At 51.2% G+C, this 19063-nt stretch carries 17 protein-coding genes and 1 pseudogene; 11 read left to right on the forward strand and 7 right to left on the reverse strand.

Features of this window, described 5'->3' with window-relative positions; translation table 11 throughout:
- Positions 1–180: 180 nt before the first annotated feature.
- Entirely contained in the window at positions 181–1119 is a 939-nt protein-coding gene (locus tag ABDW72_RS07935) for a hydrogen peroxide-inducible genes activator (protein WP_347158061.1), read from the forward strand.
- Between the two features lie 120 nt (positions 1120–1239).
- Here the strand turns inward: ABDW72_RS07935 and sucD are convergent, their stop codons facing one another.
- Positions 1240–2130 carry a succinate--CoA ligase subunit alpha gene (sucD, locus tag ABDW72_RS07940; RefSeq protein ID WP_347157997.1) on the reverse strand — a complete coding sequence of 297 codons (891 nt, stop codon included), beginning with the start codon at positions 2128–2130 and terminating at the stop codon, positions 1240–1242.
- A 320-nt stretch (positions 2131–2450) separates the two neighbouring features.
- Here sucD and ABDW72_RS07945 point away from each other — a divergent pair.
- Positions 2451–3434, forward strand: a pseudogene (locus tag ABDW72_RS07945) (PLP-dependent cysteine synthase family protein); the annotation flags it as partial.
- A 463-nt stretch (positions 3435–3897) separates the two neighbouring features.
- Positions 3898–4338 (forward strand): response regulator, encoded by a 441-nt coding sequence (locus ABDW72_RS07950; protein WP_347157998.1) that lies wholly within the window; start codon positions 3898–3900, stop codon positions 4336–4338.
- Positions 4339–4514: 176 nt separating this feature from the next.
- Here ABDW72_RS07950 and ade read toward each other — a convergent pair whose 3' ends face one another.
- Positions 4515–6146, reverse strand: coding sequence for an adenine deaminase (gene ade / locus ABDW72_RS07955; protein WP_347157999.1), 1632 nt, complete (start codon positions 6144–6146; stop codon positions 4515–4517).
- Between the two features lie 296 nt (positions 6147–6442).
- On the opposite strand from ade, the gene cmk reads away from it, so the two are divergent.
- The 8 genes from cmk to ABDW72_RS07995 all read left to right on the forward strand — a co-directional run bounded on the left by cmk (position 6443) and on the right by ABDW72_RS07995 (position 13490).
- The gene (cmk, locus tag ABDW72_RS07960) at positions 6443–7153 is read left to right on the forward strand and encodes a (d)CMP kinase (RefSeq protein ID WP_347158000.1); all 711 of its coding nucleotides are present in this window, start codon (positions 6443–6445) and stop codon (positions 7151–7153) included.
- A 3-nt stretch (positions 7154–7156) separates the two neighbouring features.
- Positions 7157–8050, forward strand: a complete 894-nt coding sequence (locus tag ABDW72_RS07965) for a 4-hydroxy-3-methylbut-2-enyl diphosphate reductase (protein ID WP_347158001.1) — start codon at positions 7157–7159, stop codon at positions 8048–8050.
- A gap of 78 nt (positions 8051–8128) precedes the next feature.
- Positions 8129–8671: a DUF502 domain-containing protein gene (locus tag ABDW72_RS07970; protein ID WP_347158002.1), complete on the forward strand. Its 543-nt coding sequence runs from the start codon at positions 8129–8131 to the stop codon at positions 8669–8671.
- Between the two features lie 133 nt (positions 8672–8804).
- The gene (locus tag ABDW72_RS07975) at positions 8805–9611 is read left to right on the forward strand and encodes an alpha/beta fold hydrolase (protein ID WP_347158003.1); all 807 of its coding nucleotides are present in this window, start codon (positions 8805–8807) and stop codon (positions 9609–9611) included.
- Between the two features lie 164 nt (positions 9612–9775).
- Positions 9776–10984, forward strand: coding sequence for a PQQ-dependent sugar dehydrogenase (locus ABDW72_RS07980; protein ID WP_347158004.1), 1209 nt, complete (start codon positions 9776–9778; stop codon positions 10982–10984).
- A 168-nt stretch (positions 10985–11152) separates the two neighbouring features.
- Positions 11153–11635, forward strand: coding sequence for an ATP-dependent zinc protease family protein (locus tag ABDW72_RS07985; protein WP_347158005.1), 483 nt, complete (start codon positions 11153–11155; stop codon positions 11633–11635).
- A gap of 9 nt (positions 11636–11644) precedes the next feature.
- On the forward strand, positions 11645–12547 hold the full coding sequence (gene rimK / locus ABDW72_RS07990) for a 30S ribosomal protein S6--L-glutamate ligase (RefSeq protein ID WP_347158006.1): 903 nt from the start codon (positions 11645–11647) through the stop codon (positions 12545–12547).
- Position 12548: 1 nt separating this feature from the next.
- Positions 12549–13490, forward strand: coding sequence for a succinylglutamate desuccinylase/aspartoacylase family protein (locus tag ABDW72_RS07995; protein ID WP_347158007.1), 942 nt, complete (start codon positions 12549–12551; stop codon positions 13488–13490).
- A 131-nt stretch (positions 13491–13621) separates the two neighbouring features.
- Here the strand turns inward: ABDW72_RS07995 and ABDW72_RS08000 are convergent, their stop codons facing one another.
- The 5 genes from ABDW72_RS08000 to ABDW72_RS08020 all read right to left on the reverse strand — a co-directional run bounded on the left by ABDW72_RS08000 (position 13622) and on the right by ABDW72_RS08020 (position 18833).
- Entirely contained in the window at positions 13622–14113 is a 492-nt protein-coding gene (locus tag ABDW72_RS08000) for a hypothetical protein (RefSeq protein WP_347158008.1), read from the reverse strand.
- Between the two features lie 96 nt (positions 14114–14209).
- A complete protein-coding gene (locus tag ABDW72_RS08005) occupies positions 14210–15004 on the reverse strand; it encodes an SAM-dependent methyltransferase (RefSeq protein ID WP_347158009.1) in 795 nt (264 codons plus the stop codon).
- A gap of 36 nt (positions 15005–15040) precedes the next feature.
- Complete coding sequence (locus tag ABDW72_RS08010) at positions 15041–15718, reverse strand: NAD(P)H-binding protein (RefSeq protein ID WP_347158010.1); 678 nt, start codon at positions 15716–15718, stop codon at positions 15041–15043.
- Between the two features lie 121 nt (positions 15719–15839).
- Positions 15840–16724, reverse strand: coding sequence for a CvfB family protein (locus ABDW72_RS08015; protein WP_347158011.1), 885 nt, complete (start codon positions 16722–16724; stop codon positions 15840–15842).
- Between the two features lie 210 nt (positions 16725–16934).
- Positions 16935–18833 (reverse strand): BamA/TamA family outer membrane protein, encoded by a 1899-nt coding sequence (locus ABDW72_RS08020; protein WP_347158012.1) that lies wholly within the window; start codon positions 18831–18833, stop codon positions 16935–16937.
- Positions 18834–19063: the final 230 nt, after the last annotated feature.

Below are 19063 nucleotides of genomic sequence, written 5' to 3' on the forward strand. Positions count from 1 at the left end.
GGCAAACCATACTTTCTGCTGTTTCGGTGAAGTAGTGATTCAGGTGGTTATACTTTGTTAGAAGTATACTTATTGATTAAACTAATACTTTTCTAGCTTTTATAGTTGCACGTTATACTATACCTTTAGAGCACAAAGCTATGCTGGCACACGTCAGCATCAGCGAAAGGAGAAGCATTGATGACATTGATTCAGTTGGATTACCTGCTTGCTGTGGACACGTACCGCCACTTTTCCACGGCAGCAGCGCACTGTTTTGTAACGCAGCCTACGCTTAGCATGCAGCTGCAAAAGCTGGAAGAGGAGTTGGGCGTGCAGTTGTTCGACCGGAGCCGGGTGCCGGTGCGGCCGACGGAGATCGGCAGGGAGATCATTGAACAGGCCCGCATTGTGGTAACGGAGAGCCGCAAAATACAGGAGATCGTGCACAGCCAGAAGCAGGAACTGGCAGGGGAATTGCGCATCGGCATCATTCCGACGCTAGCGCCTTACCTAATGCCGCTGTTCATCACCCGTTTTCTGGAGAAGCACCCGCAAGTACGGGTGGTAGTGCAGGAGTTACTGACTGATGAGATTGTGCAGAAACTGCAACATGAGCTGCTGGATGTGGGATTATTGGTAACGCCGCTGGAGGATAAAAGCATCAGAGAGCTACCGCTGTTCTACGAGGCATTTGTGACATACATCAACCCGCGTCACCCGCTGGCTGGCTGTCCAAGCATAAGACCCGAGCAACTGGACCTGGATCAACTGTGGGTGCTGAATGAAGGCCACTGTTTCCGAAGCCAGGTGCTGCACATCTGCAACAGCGGCGGCAACGCACAACAGGGCGGCAACTTCGACTATAAAAGTGGCTCGCTCGAAACCCTGAAGCGCCTGGTGGAGACGCAGCATGGCCTGACGCTGCTGCCTGAGCTATCGGTGCTTGGCATGCCGGACGAAAAGCGGCAGTTGGTGCGGGAGTTCAGTGCGCCGCAGCCGCAGCGGGAAGTGAGCTTAGTGGTGCACCGCACCTTTCTGAAAAAGAAGCTGATCGAAGCCTTGCAGCAGGAGATCGTTGCTGCTTTACCTGAAAGTATAAAGCAGCGAAAGAAGGAGCAGGTAATCGGGGTGAAGTAAAAGGCAGCTGCATCAGACACAAAACGGACCGGGCTTATACCTGAAGCAAAAAGGAAATAAACAGCAGCGGCTGCCTTACAAAGGCAGCCGCTGCTGTTTATGTTGTATGTGTTCGGGGGCTTAGGCGTTAATGCCGGCTTCCTGTAAGGCTTTCACCATGGCATCTCCGATTTCAGCAGGAGACTCTACCACATGAATGCCATTCTCACGCATGATTTTCATTTTAGCAGCCGCCGTATCTTCAGCACCACCTACAATGGCTCCGGCATGGCCCATACGGCGGCCTGGAGGCGCTGTCTGGCCGGCAATAAAGCCAACTACCGGCTTTTTGTTACCTGTTTCGCTGATATACTTGGAAGCCATTGCTTCGTAGTTACCGCCAATTTCACCGATCATCACAATAGCGTCTGTTTCCGGGTCGTTCATCAGCAGTTCTACCGCATCTTTGGTGGGGGTGCCAATGATCGGGTCGCCACCAATACCAATCGCCGTGGAAATACCCAGGCCCGCTTTCACGATCTGGTCGGCTGCTTCATAGGTAAGGGTCCCAGACTTCGATACGATGCCAATACGACCTTGCTTAAACACGAAGCCGGGCATAATGCCTACTTTGGCCTCTCCCGGGGTGATAACACCAGGGCAGTTCGGGCCGATCAGGGTCACATCTTTATCTTTCAGGTAGTTTTTGGCTGTTACCATGTCTTTTACAGGAATACCTTCTGTAATGCACACAATCACTTTGATGCCCGAGCCGGCAGCTTCCATAATAGAATCGGCCGCAAAGGCTGGTGGTACGAAAATGATGGATACATCGGCTCCGGTTTTCTCCACCGCTTCGGTTACGGTATTAAACACTGGGCGGTCCAGGTGGGTCTGGCCTCCTTTGCCCGGCGTTACGCCACCAACTACATTGGTGCCGTATTCAATCATCTGCTGCGCATGGAAAGAACCCTCCGAGCCGGTAAAGCCCTGCACGATCACTTTCGAATCTTTATTTACTAAAACACTCATGTGTATCTTATTTAGTTAGTATAATCCACTCGAAACTATATGGTAGTGCAAAAATAGGCTTTTTTATGGCGCCTGCAAAAAATAGTTAATTCTAATACAGGTTGCCCGGCACTCCTCTTAGAGCAGGTTGACCCTGGTATTCTGGTGCTTTGGCGCTTCAAAAATTACTGGAAGATACGCGCAGACAAGCAGGCAAGTATAACGCAGGGCACCCGGCTTATCTGTGCTATACGGCAAGCGACTGGCTGCTGCCAGCATTGGAGCGGCAAAATTATCACTTTAAATACGTACCTTTGCACCAGAATCCAAACACAAAGCAGATGAAGTATCTGAACCATATTACCGAGGCAATCGGACATACGCCTTTGGTAAAACTGAATAATGTAACGAAAGGCATAAAAGCCACCATGCTTGCCAAGGTGGAGTACCTGAACCCGGGCAACTCTGTAAAAGACCGCATGGCGATCCGAATGATTGAGGATGCGGAGAAAGCCGGTATTCTGAAGCCCGGTGGCACGATCATCGAAGGTACATCTGGCAACACCGGAATGGGCCTTGCGCTGGCCGCCAGCGCCAAAGGCTACAAGTGCATCTTTACCATGTCAGACAAGCAGAGCAAGGAAAAGGTGGATGTGCTGAAGGCCATGGGCGCCGAAGTGATCGTGTGTCCCACCAACGTAGCGCCGGAGCACCCGGATTCCTACTATTCGGTGGCTAAACGCCTCAACCGCGAAATTCCGAACTCATTCTACCCGAACCAATACGATAACCTGTCGAATACGGCGGCGCATTACGCAAGCACCGGCCCTGAAATATGGGAGCAGACAGAAGGGAAAGTAACGCACTTTGTAACTGGCGTGGGCACAGGAGGCACTGTTTCGGGCATTTCCAAGTACCTCAAGGAGCAAAACCCGGCAATCATCACTGTGGGAATCGATACGTATGGCTCGGTTTTCAAGAAGTATAAAGAGACGGGTATTTTTGATGAAAAGGAGATCTACCCTTATGCCACCGAAGGAATTGGCGAAGACATTCTGCCCAAGAACGTGGATTTTGACCTGATTGACAGCTTTATTAAAGTAACGGATAAAGATGGCGCTTTAATGACCAGGAGATTAGCCAAAGAAGAAGGCCTGTTTGTAGGCTGGTCTTGCGGTACGGCTGTATACGGTGCGCTGGAGTATGCCCGCGAAAACAACCTGACAGAAGATGACCTGTTGGTCGTGCTGCTGCCCGACCACGGCTCCCGCTACCTGGCTAAGCTGTACAACGACGATTGGATGCGTTCGCAAGGCTACATCGATTAAAACAGAGGCGAGGCCATCGTAATTGTAAACCTATCATAAAGTAGCTTGTTAAAAAGATTATATTTGCTGTGCTGCAGAAGCAGGCAGCAAGTATAATTGCCGAAGTGGTTTTACTATACCCAAACCGGCGCTAACTTATACCGGAAGCCGTACACTAGGGGCGTACAGACGTAAGCTGGGTGATGCGGGTGTAGGAGCGCGCCGGATAAGCTGAGTACTCATTAGAGGAGGTGAAGCAGATGGAGCCGTGGGGAGATTGAAAATTGTCTTCGAATGAATGGGAATTTTACACTTTTTTATATTTTTGTAAAGACAGGCAGACGCTAAAGGATGACAAAAATCCCCCCGGCACTTTGAAACTGTTGCACAACTATACGGAAGCTACGGAGCAGCAACTGTCGCGAGAAAGTTGTTTTGCAATTCGTTTCTGTACGGAAAGTAAAACCTTGGAAAAGTAAAAATGAAAAAGCTTAGCGGTGTATTACTTATTGACGACGACGACACCACCAACTTCCTGAACCAACGGTTGTTGGGCAGGATGGAGGTGACTGATAATATCCGCACCTTTGTGAATGGCAAGCAGGCGTTCGATTACCTATATAACGTAAGCAACAATAACTACGAAGACACGAACCGCGACTACTTTCAACCGCAGTTGATTTTCCTGGATATTAACATGCCTGTGATGGATGGTTTTGAAATGCTGGACCTTTATGAGCGCCTGGATAATGATTTCAGAAAAGGCATCGTAATGGCCGTGCTGACTACCTCCACGCACCCGCACGACACTGCTAATTCAAAAAAGTACAATGCCGAATACCTGACCAAGCCGCTTACCGCCGAAAAAGTAAAAGCTTTGATCGAAAAGCACTTTGATGGGCAGCAGGAGCACGCCTCCTAATTAAGAGCATTGTAAAGCATAAAGCAGCAGGGGCTCCGGTACCAGTACCGGAGCCCCTGCTGCTTTTAACAAGTATAAGCATGCACAGTTTATACTTGTATCTATTCTCCGCCGATGCAGGATGGGCTTTGGTGTGCCTTCTGCAAGCAGGCAAAGTATAAAGATTAAAGCCTATTTTAAGCAATAGGCACAAACTCGAACACCTCCCCGTTAAACAGCCCCTTGTCGCTGAGTTTGAGTGCGGGGATTACCAGCAGCGCCATAAACGACAGCGTCATGAAGGGAGAAGCCAGCGTGCTGCCCATGTCCTTGGCCATGCCGTCGATGGCGGAGTATTGCGCCGCCACTTTATAGCCATCTTCAGCAGACATGATACCCGCTACCGGCAGCGGCAGCAACTGTTCATGTGCGGCATCCACCGCCGCCACGCCGCCCCGGGCACCAATGATCAGGTTCACGGCGCGGGCTATACTTTCATCATCTACGCCTACAGCAATGATATTATGCGAGTCATGGCCGACAGAGGAAGCAATAGCACCCCGCCGCAAGCCCGTATTCTTGATAAAGGCCACCGCCGGAATAGCATCCTCATAGCGGTTCACCACGGTTATCTTCAGCACATCCTGCGCTACGTCAGACACCAGAAAACCGTCTTCCACTCTCGGCTTAGCCCATACTTCATTCGTGATCAGTTGCCCGTCAAATGCTTCGATCACCCGGATCTGCTGCGCGTCGCCGGCAGGCATCCCAAACTGGGCGGCTACTTTGGCACTGGTGTTAAAGTTGTTGATCTCCTCGCTTGGCGTAAAAGGAATGTTCGATTTGCCCTGCGCCGCTACCAAATTCCCGTTAATGTAGGTGGCCGTTACGTTCAATTCCTCCAGGTTATCGACAAGTATAAAATCAGCCGGGTCGCCCTCGCGGAGCAGCCCCACCTCCAGTTTATAGTGCTCCACGGGGTTTACGCAGGCCACCTGCAGCACATGAAACAGGTTGTTGCCTTTGGCCAGCGCCCGCTTTACCAACAAATTGATATGGCCTTCCACCAGGTTGTCGGGGTGCTTGTCATCAGAGCAGAACATCATATTTCGGTAATGCTCCGGCAGCAGCGGAATCAGCGCCTCAAAATTTTTGGCAGCGCTGCCCTCGCGGATCAGGACCTTCATACCTACGGCCAGTTTGTCCAGCGCCTCTTCGGCGGTAAAGCACTCGTGGTCGGTGGTGATGCCCACAGCGGCATACAGCGCCGCCTGTTCGCCCCGTAGGCCGGGCGCGTGGCCATCTACGGCTTTGCCATACTGCTTTGCCAGCGCGATCTTCTCCATCACCACCGGGTCGTGGTTCAGCACGCCGGGCCAGTTCATCATTTCGGCCAAATACTTGATCTCATCGCGCTGAAACAGCTGCGCAATATCGGCGGCAGTGATCTCGGCACCGGCGGTTTCAAAAGGTGTGGCAGGTACGCAGGAAGGCGCGCCGAAGTAAAACTTAAAGGGCACCTTTTTCCCGTTCTCAATCATGTACTCCACGCCCTTTACGCCGAGCACATTGCCGATTTCGTGCGGGTCTGATACTGTGGCTACAGTGCCGTGCGGTACGGCCAGGCGTGCAAACTCGGAGGGTACCAGCATAGAGCTTTCCACGTGCACATGGGCATCCACAAAGCCTGGTAGTATATAATTTTGGCTGTCGGTGGCCTCCCGAACTATTTTAGAAATGCGGCCGTTTGACACATGAACAGTGCCCTCGTAAATGTCCTGCGCGTGCAGGTCTATGATGCGGCCGCTAACGGAAAAGTCTGTTGGCATAGTGTGTGCTTTAGAGTGAAGTGGTTAGGGTTTAAAGTTAAGAGTGCATTTTAACTCTTCTCTCTTAACGCATAACTCTTAACTCAAATGGTCTTATATTTGCAACAAAGTTAGTCGTTTTGAGGAAGATAATTTCATACATCGTTTTAGCGGGTTTTCTGGCTACCGGTTCGCTGGCTGGCTGCACGACAAAAACCCCGCAGCAGAAGAAGACGGCACATCTCAAACGCAAAAGCAAGCACGGTAACCTGCCCTGCCCCTGCGATTCTAATTAGTCCTGTTTACTTGTTTTGATAATGAAGAAGATTGTAATCGCGTTAGACGGCCATTCCTCATGCGGTAAAAGTACCACAGCCAAAAGAGTGGCGGCAGAACTCGGCTACGCCTACATTGATACCGGTGCCATGTACCGGGCAGTTACGTTATACTTTCTTCAGCACCATGTGTCGCTTACCAATCCCAAAGAAATACGTGACGCGCTGGCGAACATTGACGTGTCGTTCCATTACAACCCTAAAACCAAACGCAACGAAACATACCTGAACGGCCTGAATGTTGAGGATCAGATCCGCCAGATGTATATTTCCAACCAGGTAAGCGAGGTAAGCGTAGTACCCGAAGTACGCCATGCCATGGTGGCGCAGCAACAAAAGATGGGCAGAAAACGTGGTATAGTCATGGATGGGCGCGACATTGGCACAGCTGTTTTTCCGGATGCGGAAGTAAAGATATTTATGACAGCCGATGTAGATACCCGCGCCCGCCGGCGGCAGCAGGAACTGCTGGAGAAAAACCAGTTGGTAAACCTGGATGACATCCGGGCAAACCTGCAGAAGCGCGACCACATCGACTCTACCCGCCAGGAGAGCCCGCTGCGCCGCGCCGAAGATGCCGAATTGCTCGACACCTCGCACATGACGGTAGACGAGCAGGTAGATTTTGTACTGCAGAAAGTAGCCTCAAAGATATTAGAGGAGGCGTATGCTGTAAAAAGGGAAGAAGCGTAAGACATGAACATTACCATAGATAAAAATTCCGGCTACTGTTTTGGCGTTGAGTTCGCCATCCAGATGGCCGAGGATGAAATGGCAGAAAGTGGAGAGTTGTATTGCCTCGGCGATATTGTACACAACGGCATGGAGGTGCAGCGCCTCTACGAAAAAGGCCTCCGCATCATCGACCGGGAACAGCTGCAGGAACTGCACGACTGCAAGGTGCTGATACGGGCGCATGGCGAACCGCCGGAAACCTACAAACTGGCCCTGGAAAATAATATTGAGTTGATAGACGCCTCCTGCCCGGTGGTGCTGAAGCTGCAGAACCGCGTAAAGCACGCCTACGACAGTGGCAAAGCCGCCAACGGCCAGATCGTAATTTACGGGCAGGTAGGGCACGCCGAAGTTATTGGCCTGGCCGGACAGACCCGCGACGAAGCCATCATCGTGACCACTGAGGCCGACCTGGAGAAGATCGACTTCAGCCGGCCGGTAACGCTGTTTAGCCAGACAACGAAGAGCACGAAAGGTTTTTACCACATCAAAGCGCTGATCGAAGAACGCATCAAGCAGGCGAATCGCGACAGTACTTCCCCTACCTTTGATGCCAACGACAGCATCTGCCGCCAGGTGTCAAACCGCGAGCCGCAGCTGGCAAAGTTTGCTACCGAGCACGACGTCATTGTATTTGTGAGCGGCAAGAAAAGCTCCAACGGCAAAGCCCTGTATAGCGTATGTAAGCAGCACAATCCGAACAGCTATTTTATCGAGAGCGAAAAAGAACTGGAGCCGGAGTGGTTTGCTGAAGCTGGCAGTGTTGGCATTTGCGGCGCTACTTCCACCCCCATGTGGCTGATGGAGCAGGTAGCGCGCGGAGTGGCGGCAATGAGTACCGCTGCTGTTGAATAAGGATGATGCGTATACTATAAAGCAATATGGCTAATTTAGGCTTTGCTTCGGCAAAGCTTTTTTTTTGAAAGACACCCGATGAAAAAACTCCTGCGCTATTTCCTGAACGGGCTGCTGATTATGGCCCCTATCATTCTCACAGTCTGGATTGTAGTGGCTGTGATCGACTGGCTCGACACCCTCTTTGACCTGGGCATACCCGGGCTGGGCATTCTGCTGATGATGGCGCTGCTGACGCTGGTGGGCTTCATCGGCTCCTCTTTTTTCGTGCGGCCTTTCTTCATCATCATGGAACGGATGTTCGAGCAGGTGCCGCTGGTGAGCATCATCTATTCCAGCATCAAAGACCTGTTCGATGCTTTTGTGGGCGACAACCAGAAGTTTAACAAGCCGGTGCTGGTAAAAATGGCCGAAGACTCGGAGAACATGAAGCTCGGTTTTGTTACGCAGGATACACTGGATGGAATCAATATCGAAGACAAGGTGGCCGTATACTTTCCGCACTCCTACAATTTCTCCGGCGAGCTTTTTATCATACCTGCCCGCAACGTCACCTACCTCGACCTGCCCAGCAGCGAAGTGATGAAATTCATTGTCTCCGGCGGCGTGTCCAGGCTGTGATGAGTTAGAGCGTTTAGGAGTTAGAAAGTTAAAAAGTGATTTTATAGCATGCATAACAATCTCTAACTCCTAAACGCTCTAACTCCCAAATTCAAAACAACTTTCTAGCTCTCTACCTCAAAACAGCTTTCCCATGCCTTACCTGCTCCACGACAAATCGAAACTGCATTACCGCGTGTTCGGACATGGGCACCGGGTACTGCTGGCGTTTCATGGGTACGGGCAAAGCAGTATGTATTACCAGGCCATGGAGAAGGCGCTGGGCAGCGACTACACTATTTACGCTTTCGACCTGTTCTTTCACGGCCGTAGCCAGCTGCATAAAAGCAATATGCCGCTCACCAAAAACTTTCTGGCTGGTTTCATGGCGCACTTCCTGGAGAAAAATGCCCTGGAACGGTTCTCGATAATGGCGTTTAGTATGGGAGGCAAGTTTGCCTTAACACTGGTAGAACTAATGCCGGAGCGAATAGACGAGCTTTTCCTGATTGCGCCCGACGGAATCAAAACCAGTTTCTGGTACAACATTGCCACCTACCCGGGCTGGCTACAGCAGCTTTTTAAACGCACCGTGCTAAAGCCTAAGGCTTTTTTTCGGCTGCTGGGGCTACTGGACAAGTATAACCTGGTGCATAAAAGTATGCTCCGTTTTGCGCATTATCAGATGGACAGCACGCCCAAGCGCCTGCGCATCTACCGCAGCTGGATCGGCTTCCGTGACTTGAACTTTGATATCCGCCTGATTGTGGCGAATCTGAACAAGTATAAAGTGCCGCTAACTATGTTTCTGGGCGAGTTTGATCAGATCATTTCGGCCAGGCAGGTGGGAGCGTTTGTGGAGGCGCTTGACCAGGGCGAACTGGTGCTGCTGAAGGCCGGCCATACTTACCTGTTGCAGGAAGTAGCCGACCTGCTACACCGCAGACGGCAGCAAACATAACTGCCTGCACGTGCCCGAAGCCCGGACGGCGGCAGGCCTCTCAAAACATTGTACTTATGTAGCAGTATATATACCTTGTGCTTTGATAGCTGCACCACATCTTTGTTCACTTTTATCAAAGGTGCAGCCAACGCACTTTATTTATCTTTGACTTATATAAAACAATGAAAAAACACGTAAGCTTTTTCTTCTCCTGCCTGCTGGTGATAGGGCTCAGCGCGGGCTGTACTTCTGAAAATTCCAACAAAGATGATGTCACGAAAACCGGCCCAACCGAAAATCAGCAAGCCGAAGACGAACAGGTGGCCATCGGTTTACCGACAGGCCCTATCGACAAAGACCTGGAGCGTATCAAACTACCCAACGGCTTCCGCATTGATTATTATGCCAAGAACGTGGAGAATGCCCGCCAGATGGCCATGAGCCCGTCCGGTATTCTGTACGTGGGCACACGCAGCAACGACAAGGTGTTTGCCATTATAGACAAAGACAAAGACGGCAAAGCCGACGAAGTCGTAACGGTGGCTTCCGGTCTGAACACGCCTAACGGGGTGGCGCTGCGGAATGGCGATTTGTACGTGGCAGAGGTTAATCGCGTGCTCAAGTTCAAGAACATTGACAGCACTTTCCGCAACAGCCCCAAGTATGAAGTAGTGAACGATCAGTTTCCGAGCGACGAGCACCATGGCTGGAAGTATATTGCTTTTGGCCCTGATGACAAGCTATATGTGCCAGTAGGTGCGCCTTGCAATATATGTGAGCCCGAAAAGCCTATTTATGCCTCCATTACCCGCATGAACCCCGATGGCTCTAACCTGGAAGTATACGTGTCGGGAGTACGCAATAGCGTGGGCATGGACTGGAACCCGCAGACCAAAGCCCTATACTTTACCGATAATGGGCGCGACATGCTGGGCGACAATATTCCGCCGGATGAGCTGAACCGCGCCACTGAAAAAGGCCAGAACTTTGGTTACCCGTACTGCCACGCCGGCACTATCTCAGATCCGGAGTTCGGCAAAAAGCATGATTGCAGCGAGTTTGTGAAGCCAGTAAAAACCCTGAGTCCGCATGGCGCATCGCTGGGACTGAAGTTTTACACCGGTAATATGTTTCCGGCTGAGTATAAAAACCAGATCTTTATTGCCGAGCATGGCTCCTGGAACCGCTCTAAAAAAATGGGCTACCGGGTAATGCTGGCGCGCCAGGACGGCAACGGCAACGTGACCAGCTACGAGCCTTTTGCACAGGGCTGGCTGCAGGGCGAAGAGAACTGGGGCCGCCCCGTGGATGTGCTGGTGATGAAAGATGGTTCGCTGCTCGTATCAGACGACACGAACAATGCCATTTACCGCATCACTGCTACCAAGTAGTTCTGATTGATGAAGTATGATTTGGAGGAACATAAGGTACAAGCTATAAGCTCGTGCCGGCGCGGGGAGCGTTCGCGGAAGTATAAAACTGTGATTGGTGCGGTACTGCAAACCATTTTATACCTATCATTCATACTTTAATGTTCCTGATTCATAATTGAAATATCTGTGAGAGAGGAAAACCTACCTAAGCTTAAACAGGAGAAAAAGACCATCGGCAGGCGCGAGCTTGTTTCTTTTCCAGAGCTCGATATCGAGGATATTGAAGCGAAGGTGGATACGGGTGCTTATACGTCTGCGATCCACTGCTCGGATATTCATGAGGAGGTGCAGGCAGATGGCACCAAAGTGATCAGCCTGGACCTGCTGGACCCGTCGCACCCACAGTATAACCATAAAAAGCTGCGGTTCGCCACCTATGACCTGCGTGAGGTCAAAAGCTCTTTTGGCGAAGTGCAGGAGCGCTACGTGATCCGGACCAAGATCCGACTTTTTGATGAAGTGATAGAGGATGAGTTCTCGCTATCTGACCGCAGCGATATGAAATACCCCGTGCTGATCGGGCGTAAGCTGCTACAGGGGCGTTTTGTAGTGGATGTATCCCGTAAAAACGTAGCCCGCAAGTATAAAATCAAACATAACAAGAAATAAACTGCATTTATGAAGATTGCTATTCTCTCCCGCAACCCCAAGCTTTACTCTACCCGCCGGCTGGTGGAGGCGGCTCAACAGCGGGGGCACGAGGCCATAGTGCTCGACCACCTGCGTTGCGACCTCGTGATAGAGCAAGGTGACCCACACATCCTTTACAAAGGGGAGCGCCTGACCGACATTGATGCCGTTATTCCACGTATCGGAGCTTCAGTTACGTTCTACGGTACGGCCGTGGTGCGCCAGTTTGAGATGATGAAAGTGAAAAGCGCTGTCGATTCGCAGGCCATTGTGCGCTCGCGCGATAAGCTGCGTAGCCTCCAGATTCTGGGACGTGCCGGACTGGGCATGCCTAAAACCGCCTTCACCAACTATAGCAAAAACACTTCGGAACTGGTGAAAGAGGTAGGTGGCGCGCCGCTGGTGATTAAGTTGCTGGAGGGCACCCAGGGCTTAGGCGTAGTGCTGGCAGAAACCAAAAAAGCGGCCGAATCAGTGATTGAAGCATTCCACAACCTGAAAGCGCGCATTATTGTGCAGGAGTTTATTTCAGAGGCGGGCGGTGCTGACATCCGGGCTTTTGTGGTGAACGGAAAGGTGGTAGGTGCCATGAAGCGGCAGGGCAAAGAGGGGGAGTTCCGCTCAAACCTGCATCGTGGCGGCAAAGCCATGCTCATCAAGCTATCGCGCCAGGAAAAAGCTGCGGCCCTGTTGGCTGCCAAGTCGCTGGGCCTGGGCATTGCCGGCGTAGACATGCTGCAGTCCAAGCGCGGCCCGCTGATACTGGAGGTAAACTCTTCGCCAGGATTGGAAGGCATCGAGAAAGCTACCCAAAAAGATATTGCCGGTAAAATAATTGAGTACCTGGAGGGGCATACGCAGAAGAAGCCCAAGAAGAGTATAAAAGAGTAGCATGCCCGAAACCATCGTTATCAATGAGAAGCGGATAGATCGGGGCGAAAAGGTGCTGACCAAACTGGTGCTCAGCAAGCTACCCAGTGGTACGGTTATCGAAATACCGGTATATGTGTTTCGGTCGGTGCATGATGGGCCCGTTGTATTGCTGATGGCCGGCATGCACGGCGATGAGGTAAATGGCACCGAGATTATCCGCCGGATGCTTTCCAAAAAGATGCTCTACCCGCTGAAAGGCACCATCATCGCTATCCCGATCCTGAACATCTATGGTTTTCTAAACTTCTCCAGAGAAGTGCCGGACGGCAAAGACGTGAACCGCAGTTTCCCGGGCAACCGCGATGGTTCGCTTGCCAGCCGCGTGGCGCACCTGTTTATGAAAGAGATCATGCCTTACGTGGATTATGGGCTTGATTTTCATACAGGCGGTTCCAGCCGTGCCAACTATCCGCAGATCAGGTGTGTACTCAACGACTTCCGCAACGAGGAACTTGCCCGTGCGTTCGCGCCGCCTTTTATTCTGGATACGGCCTATCGCCAGGGCTCGCTGCGCAAAGAGGCTGCCAAGCACCACAAGTCTATTCTGGTGTATGAAACCGGCGAGTCGCTGCGGTTTGATGAGAAAGGCATTATGATAGGTATAGAAGGCACTTGCCGGGTGCTGCATCACCTGGGGATGATGCCCAGCTATACACCTGCCGCTGAAGAAACCGTGCTCTGCCTGAAGGATATTTGGGTGCGGGCCAAAAATGCTGGTCTGTGGCGTACCTTTGTCAACATCGGCCTAATGGTGAAAAAGAACCAGCACATCGGCAGCATCACCGACCCCTACGGCGAGATGGAAGTGCGCGTAAATGCACCGGCTACCGGCTACGTGATCGGGCTAAACAACATGCCCGTCGTGAACCAGGGCGATGCGCTGCTGCACATGGCGTTTTGAGTTGTTGAGGTTACTGGAAAAGTCATTTGCTAAAGTATACATACAAGAAAGCGCCCCATTACACCAATAGCGGGGCGCTTTCTTGTATGTTCCTGAATCAATACTACGAATAAGGAGGTAGCGGTTAATCTTTAAAACACATACCGCACATGCAGGGCTGTATCCCAGAAGCCGCCACCAAAAGGAATGTTGATGTAAGGCTTTACGTCAGCACCGATGGTAAACGGAATATCGCGGATATAGTATTCCAGGCCGAGCACGCCATCCACACCTACGCCAAACACATCGTCGTTGTAGTGCTTGTCGCCGCGGTCATAATAATAATGGCCGTTATAGAAGCCTACGTGGCCACCGAGGCCATAATACCACAACAAGCCGGGCACATCAAACGCCTGTGCGTGCTTCTCATACAAAGCCGTGATCACGGTGCCTCTATACTTGAAACTGGTGCTCAGAATACCTTCAATGGCCACATCATTTTGTATGAAGTGCTTGATGGTGAGGCCGGAGGCAGCGCCTCCTCTTAAACCGATACCAGTGGTGTAGCCACTCTGGGCTTGGGCACCAACAGCCACTGAAAGCATTAGCGCCAGCGCGAAAGAAAAGCGGAATAAAGTCTTCATAAAGCGTTAAAGTTAAATGTGCTCTGCCCAGGAACAAGCTCCTGTTTAGCGGCTGCAAAAGTAAAACTTCTAACGCAGTATTGGGCTATAATTGTATCAGTGTTTTTGCGATGATTTGCTCTGCTTGTAGTCCTGCAGGTAAACGCTCTTTTTGGTGCGGCGCCCGATAAGTGTGAAGAAAGTGATGAATCCCTGCTCGTCCTGCTTTAGTGCCCGGGCAAAAGGGTCCGGCTTATCTTTTTCTTCAAAGTCTTGAATGTATTGCTCCCGCACCTGCTGGGCACCGTCCAGTTCGGCAGCCACTTCTACCTGCACCAGTCCTGTTTTCTCCCACAGTTTGCGCCACCAGTTTATGGTATGAATGAAGTACCAGTAGTTTTGATAGTCTTTCTGCAGGAAATCCGGTACCTTGTCCAGCGTTTCTACCTCTTTGGTAAAGCATACATCGGCAATGGCAATATGGCCATCGGGCTTCAGAAACCGGCAAATGTAGGGCAGGTACTTCTCGTCGGTGCCAAAATAAGTATAAGAGTCTACTACAATAATGGCATCAAAATATTCTTCGGCAAAGGGCAGGGCACGGGCATCGGCCTCCAGCGGAATAACAGCCATCTGACAATCTTGCTGGCTAATGCGCTCATAATTGCTGCTGGCCGAAATAGCTTCATCCACAGCCCATACCGTAACACCGAACTCTTTGGACAGGAAAATAGAGCTGATAGCTTTACCGCAGCCCAAGTCCAGCACGCGCATGCCGGGCTTCAGGTGTAGGTTTTTAGTGAGGCTTTCGAGGTTCAAAAGCACATTTTCGCCCATAGAGTTGCGCCGCACCCACTCCGGGTTATACTGCGAGGCTTTGGGAAACAGGTGCTGTAGCTGCGATTCTTGCATAAGGTGTTTGTCTGCTGCTTTTCGGGTATAGCAAAGCTATACGATAAGTTTAGCGCCAAGCGCCGCTACTTGGTCGGAGAAATGTACGAATACACCTTGCTGGTCCTGCATGGCTGCATACAGCATGGCTTTGGCTACCGTTTCGGCCTCGATGGGTTTATACTTCTTTAGCGGGCCAACCAGCAGGCTGCTCAGTGGCTGCATAATTTTTGAGGCGATCTCCTCGCCGGTACGCTCCTCCTCCCGCTCGCCCAGCAGCAACGACGGCCTGAAAACATGCACGCACGTCAGGCCCTGCTGCTGAATATCCCGCTCCATCTCACCCTTTACTTTGTTGTAAAAGAACATAGAACCGGCATCTGCTCCCATCGCGGAGACAACCATGAACTGTGCAGCGCCTTTACTGGCAGTAATATGCGCCAGTTCCACCACATACGTATGATCTACTTTGTAAAAGGCTGGTTTGGAGCCCGCCCGTTTTATGGTAGTGCCCAGGCAGCAGAATACATCATCGGCTACCATGTCGGCGGCATAGGTTTTCATCTCATCAAAATCGATGGACAGCTGCTCTAGTTTAGGATGTATAAGCGGTAAATCGCGCCGGCCAACAGAGATCACCTGGCTATAGCGCTCGCTTTTTAAGAGGAGTTGCAGGCAATGGCTACCTACCAGGCCACTGGCACCTGCAATAAGAGCCGTTCTTACTTTTTGCATAAGGTTTTAACTTACGCAGAGTACGTTTTTAAGCGCTATAGAGTCTATAAGTATACTAGTTTCACCTGAAAATTATTGTGCATAAGGCGTGAAACGCAATTCCGATGCTGCAAATTGTGCGTTATTGTTTAAGGCGGATGCTGTCGTCGTTCAGCTCAATTTTGCCTTCGCGGTAGAGGCCGCCAATGGCGCGCTTAAAGGTTTTTTTGCTCATCTGCAGCAGCTTGTAAATATCTTCCGGCGAGCTGTTGTCGGAGAGGGGGAGCCAGCCGCTGCCCTGCTGCAACAGGTGCAGGATCTTATCACCCGCTTCTGATGATTCGGCCAGAATGGTGGTGCCGGGTTTGCGGAGCGTCACATCAATTTTATTATCAGGGCGAATGGCTTTGATGTAGCCGGTAGGTTTGTCGCCCATTTGCAGGTCCTGGAATACCTCGTTCTTATAGAGAATACCCATGTATTTGTTGTTGATGATAACCTTGATGCCGATCTCCGTAAAGCCGGCTACCAGCAGCTGCACCTCATCGTTTTCTGCCAGGTCAATATCCTGTTCGTTCTGCAGGTACTTGCCCAGCTTAGAGGTGGCTACCACGCGGTCAGAGGTTTCATCCAGGTAAATGTATACGCAGTACTTGCGGCCCTCCTGCATTTTATTTTTCTGGTTATGGAGCGGTACCAGCAGGTCTTTCTCCAGGCCCCAGTCCAGAAACGCACCAAAAGGAGCGGTATCAGTGCAGGTAAGGCAGGCAAACTCGCGCACTGTGGCATAGGGCGTCAGGTTAGTGGCAATTACCCGGTCTTCGGAATCGCGGTACACAAACACTCTTACAAAATCGCCTACTTTGGCGCCTTCAGGCACATACTTGCCTGGCAGCAGGATATCGCCGTCCTCAGAAGTAAGGTAAACGCCAAAGTCCACTTCGCGCGCAATTTCCAGTTCATTATAGTTGCCCAGGTCTACCATGGTGTCGGTGTTAAAAGAATGAGGTGCCTGCAAATTTAGCAAAAAGCGCCTTCCGAAAAAGGTGCCATACTTAAATAGCCGGCGCGCAACAGCCTGGCAAGTATAAAACAAGCAGGCTATACCGCTGCATACGGAGGAAGTATACCTATGGCCAATCTCAAATAACAGGCAAGTTGGCTGACTTCCGATAGCTAGAAATACCCGCCTCACTTTTTAAGTATAAATACTGCACCAAGTATAAGGGGGCTATACTTACCGGAAATCAGCTACACCAGGAGCAGTAAACCGGAAATCGGTGAAGTCATAGTAGGAACGGTTGGAGCCGGAAAGCCGGAAACTACGGTCGTCGTTTACCGGCAGCCGCGGATAGTAGCTGAGCAGGAACTGAATGGTGCTGAAGCCCAGGTATTCGTTGCGCAGCTTAAAACCAATGCCATAGCCGCGATAAGGCGTTTCTTTTAAAGGTGAGCTTCTGTTGCCCATCGAGAGCCAGGCGATATCGGCAAAGGCAACGGCTGCCAACCGGAAGCCAAACAGCGAAAGCGGGGTGTAGAGGTTAGCTTCGTAGTTAAGCGTAATGCGGCGGTTACCCCGTATCAGGTCAGAGCGGAAGCCCCGCAGCCCGTTTTCATTGTCAATGGAAAGCAGTTCCTCCGGGTTGCGGTTGATGCCAAAGGTCGCATGCCCCTGCAGGTAGTGGCGCAGTTTCCAGTTGTTCCACTCATAAAGTTTAGTAAAGTAAAGCGACTGCAACTCCAGCACGCCCTGCTCCCGTTCGCCATTCCGCAGGTAAGTGCCGTAGTTGATGCTGCCATACAGGTAACCGAAGCTCTTGCTATACTTGGCTAGCGAGGTAGATGCGCCAAAGTACCTTCTGTTGGTCTGCGCCCCGTGTTCGTAGCCTGTCGTGACGGTGAGCAGCGCCCCGGCAGGAATATCTTCGGTGCGGCCAAAGCCAAACAAGTAACGGTCTTTGTAGTACTTGCGGATACTATAGCCCAGACTGCCCAGAAACAGGGTGTTGTCCTGAAAGCTGTTGGACGGTTGGGTGCTGTAGTCTGTGTTGATGACGCGCAAAGCTGTGATAATGCGGCCCCTGGACTCGTAGCCCAGGTTATAAGACTTGAACTGAAAAGCCCGTCCCAGCCAGGCATCGCGGCGGTTGTAGCTCAGTTGCCCGAACTGCGGCACCGAATCTTCTGGCGAAGAGGGCAACAGCAGGCGTTGCTCTATGGAGTTCAGGCCTACAGCTCCCGCATACTTGGTATTAGTGGAGTAAAAATCGCGGTGCAGGAAAGCGCTCTTCTCCTTATAATAGTTTTCGTTGATGTAGTTGATATCGGCAGAGATATAGCTTCTGCTGATGTTTTCGATCGAGTAAAAGCCGGAGAATTCCCACGGCCTGGGCCTGTTCATGTTAAAGCGGTAGGAGGTGCGCAACTGGTGCCCCTGCCCCAAAAAGTTCAACTCCCGCAACGAGATGCGCCCCGAGCCCGAAGAAGGCGTGTAAGAGCCGGAGCCGCCTAAGCTGAAGATATCTTTGGTAACGACGAACACATCCACGCTGTCGTTGGTGGTGGTGGCTTCGTTCACGATGATGCGGGCATCCAGCAGGTAATCGGTCTGGCGCAGCAAACGCTCCGATTCGACTAGTGCCAGCGGCTCCAGTGGTTTGTTTTTGCGGAAAAGCAGCTTGTTACGGATCAGCCCACGGCCGGTTTTGACGTGCAGCGAGTTGCCGGCCTTCTCAAAAAAAGATTGGGGCACCCGCGCCGTATCATTGATCGAGTAGCCAAAAGGGTCCAGGTTCAGGATGTCGATGTGGCGTACTATTTTATAGTTATGCTTTTCGTATTCCTGCCGGATCAACTCGGCATCCATGCCATAGTTGCCTTCATCCCGTGGGCCAAGTACCAGCACGGCTTTCAGCAGTTTGCCCATAATGGTTTTGCGCTGCGACATCTGGCGCAGGTTATCTATGATACGGTCGTCAAACTTCTGGGTCGTAGTGTCGGTCTTTTCCTGCAGCAGGGTAGAGTCGCGCCGGAATTTTGGTGTAGGTTGCTCCTGTGCCCGGCACATACCTGCCAGGCACAGGCAGAGCATGCATACAAAAGTACAGCGGGTAAAAAAGGGAAACAGAAGCAGCATGCGATCGGGTTGGTGGCACTTTGGCTGATTTAGCCTACTAATATAACGGATTATGCTAACAGAAGTGATAAGCGCGACAGGCAAAGTCATTTCAGTGCTTCAGGGCAGCTAAAACGGATAAATCAGCCTACATATAATTGCTAATATGTTTAGTGTTATAAGCCATGTTGATAACATTGTGTATAACTAAATGCTAAAAATTTTGGGTGTTTGTTCTTGCCTGACGTATC

Source organism: Pontibacter chitinilyticus, from assembly GCF_039748935.1.
Lineage (GTDB): Bacteria > Bacteroidota > Bacteroidia > Cytophagales > Hymenobacteraceae > Pontibacter > Pontibacter chitinilyticus.

Coding starts and splice junctions, on each gene's coding strand:
- ABDW72_RS07935 (WP_347158061.1), top strand. CDS start 181: ATGACATTGATTCAGTTGGATTACCTGCTTGCTGTGGACACGTACCGC.
- sucD (WP_347157997.1), bottom strand. CDS start 2,130: ATGAGTGTTTTAGTAAATAAAGATTCGAAAGTGATCGTGCAGGGCTTT.
- ABDW72_RS07950 (WP_347157998.1), top strand. CDS start 3,898: ATGAAAAAGCTTAGCGGTGTATTACTTATTGACGACGACGACACCACC.
- ade (WP_347157999.1), bottom strand. CDS start 6,146: ATGCCAACAGACTTTTCCGTTAGCGGCCGCATCATAGACCTGCACGCG.
- cmk (WP_347158000.1), top strand. CDS start 6,443: ATGAAGAAGATTGTAATCGCGTTAGACGGCCATTCCTCATGCGGTAAA.
- ABDW72_RS07965 (WP_347158001.1), top strand. CDS start 7,157: ATGAACATTACCATAGATAAAAATTCCGGCTACTGTTTTGGCGTTGAG.
- ABDW72_RS07970 (WP_347158002.1), top strand. CDS start 8,129: ATGAAAAAACTCCTGCGCTATTTCCTGAACGGGCTGCTGATTATGGCC.
- ABDW72_RS07975 (WP_347158003.1), top strand. CDS start 8,805: ATGCCTTACCTGCTCCACGACAAATCGAAACTGCATTACCGCGTGTTC.
- ABDW72_RS07980 (WP_347158004.1), top strand. CDS start 9,776: ATGAAAAAACACGTAAGCTTTTTCTTCTCCTGCCTGCTGGTGATAGGG.
- rimK (WP_347158006.1), top strand. CDS start 11,645: ATGAAGATTGCTATTCTCTCCCGCAACCCCAAGCTTTACTCTACCCGC.
- ABDW72_RS07995 (WP_347158007.1), top strand. CDS start 12,549: ATGCCCGAAACCATCGTTATCAATGAGAAGCGGATAGATCGGGGCGAA.
- ABDW72_RS08000 (WP_347158008.1), bottom strand. CDS start 14,113: ATGAAGACTTTATTCCGCTTTTCTTTCGCGCTGGCGCTAATGCTTTCA.
- ABDW72_RS08005 (WP_347158009.1), bottom strand. CDS start 15,004: ATGCAAGAATCGCAGCTACAGCACCTGTTTCCCAAAGCCTCGCAGTAT.
- ABDW72_RS08010 (WP_347158010.1), bottom strand. CDS start 15,718: ATGCAAAAAGTAAGAACGGCTCTTATTGCAGGTGCCAGTGGCCTGGTA.
- ABDW72_RS08020 (WP_347158012.1), bottom strand. CDS start 18,833: ATGCTGCTTCTGTTTCCCTTTTTTACCCGCTGTACTTTTGTATGCATG.